The following is a 1716-nucleotide window of genomic DNA, read 5'->3' on the forward strand; positions in this document are numbered from 1 at the left end:
ATCTTTCCGCCAATATCCTCTGCGCCATATGCCAGCCAAACAGCTAATCCGACAAGCCAATTGCAGCCAATCGCTGAAACAAGTGACGCTAAAAATCCTTCCTTCAATTTCCCCCCTGCAATCGCAACGGTTTTTTCAAGATATGGACCATGTGAAGTTAACTCGGCAACATGTCCAAAAAAATATGCGACGAACAATGCTCCTATAAAGTTAAATACAGTGATCCAAAACCAATTTTTAATAAGTCGTCCAATTGAAATCTTTTTTGAAAAGAATGCCATTGATACTGCCATCATGTTACCGGTTAATAGTTCACCACCGGCAATTATGATTAGAATAAGGCCTACCGGGAAAACAGCAGCCCCTATCAGCGAACTTAATGTTCCCCACTCTTTTGGGAGATCTGCGATAACACGGATATCAAGCAAGTATCCCAGGGATATAAAGGCACCTCCGAGAAATCCCAGCACCAGAACACTTGCAAATGGCAGATTGGCCTTTTTTTGTCCATGGTCAGCCGCCAACTGCGCAATCTTGAATGGCGCATGAAAACCCATACAAATCAGCTCCTTTAAATTCCCTAATAATATTTACAATACTGGGAAAATTATTTAGCATAATCAGGATAATTTTTCACGAAGAAAAAGGTGAGGAGATAATAATGGATAAAAACCTGTTACTTCAGCGCGTTCAATCTATGATTCAATCATCAACAAAGCGGCCAAAGTACATGACAGTCTCTACTGTAAAAGTTGCTGACATATTCGGGGTCAAGCCGGAAGAAGTGGAAAAGGGGTTGGAAGAATTAGTTGCTGAAGGCTATTTAAAACAATCTAAGCTGGATAGTCCGCCGTATCATAATATTTTTTTACTGCCTTAAAAGGTGAAAAAGCACATTCTCGAATGAGAATGTGCTTCACTTACTTCATCTTATTCTGTCAGCCCCTCAGAAGATGGACCTCCTGATTTTTGTAGTACCTTCAACCCTGAGCCAATATCTGAGGCAAGTACATAGTTTCGGTCTACGAATACTCCCCAGATATTCGATTTGCTAGGGATATACATGCCCGTTTGTTTTGGTGAAGCTGGATCAGTTATATCTACTGTCCGCACTCCACCTGAATAATGTGAAAGATATAATGTGTTACCATGTACCTTCGGATCATGTACAGTCGCTCCGTTAGGAATGGTTTCGGTGAAATCGGTTCTAAAGGAGCTTAGTAGCTGTGGTTTTGATTTATCTTTAATATCATAGATCATGGTATAGCCGTAAGCTGATTCGAATCCTTCTCTAGTAGGGCCGAATATTTCCCTTGTTTCAACAAGAACCGTACCACCCTTTGCAAGATCCATAGAATGTGCTGCCCCTTGAACATTATTAGCAAAATCGGTTCTTCCAAGATAGACCGGATTTTTCGCATCGCTGATATCAAGCATGATTGTGCCTAGATCCCAGTATGACAGGAAAGCGGTTTTTCCAGTTTCATCTGTTTTTACACTATGTGCAAACGCGACACGCTTTACGCCTTCTTCATCGGTCCAATTGTAACCGTCATAGTTCTCATCGCTTACTTCAGAGATGTAATCACGGGGATTAAATTCATAGACAGTAGATGGAGCATCAGGATTGGATACATCCACAATAGACACATCCATTTTCTCGCCATGAGAGTAATAGTCTGCATAGCAGTCAGCAGTCAGTACATAAACATTGTC

General features: G+C 41.2%; 3 protein-coding genes. 1 reads left to right on the plus strand and 2 read right to left on the minus strand.

The window, feature by feature from the left end; all coding sequences use genetic code 11:
• Positions 1–557 (minus strand): formate/nitrite transporter family protein (locus WB217_RS05040; protein WP_423991243.1); only part of this gene is annotated, 557 nt, incomplete at its 3' end.
• A gap of 104 nt (positions 558–661) precedes the next feature.
• Here WB217_RS05040 and WB217_RS05045 point away from each other — a divergent pair.
• A complete protein-coding gene (locus tag WB217_RS05045) occupies positions 662–880 on the plus strand; it encodes a hypothetical protein (protein WP_423991245.1) in 219 nt (72 codons plus the stop codon).
• Between the two features lie 50 nt (positions 881–930).
• Here WB217_RS05045 and WB217_RS05050 read toward each other — a convergent pair.
• A partial coding sequence (locus WB217_RS05050; RefSeq protein ID WP_423991247.1) for an LVIVD repeat-containing protein occupies positions 931–1716 on the minus strand: 786 nt, incomplete at its 5' end.

Source organism: Mesobacillus sp., assembly GCF_049588175.1.
Lineage (GTDB): Bacteria > Bacillota > Bacilli > Bacillales > Cytobacillaceae > Mesobacillus.

Coding starts and splice junctions, on each gene's coding strand:
- WB217_RS05045 (WP_423991245.1), top strand. CDS start 662: ATGGATAAAAACCTGTTACTTCAGCGCGTTCAATCTATGATTCAATCA.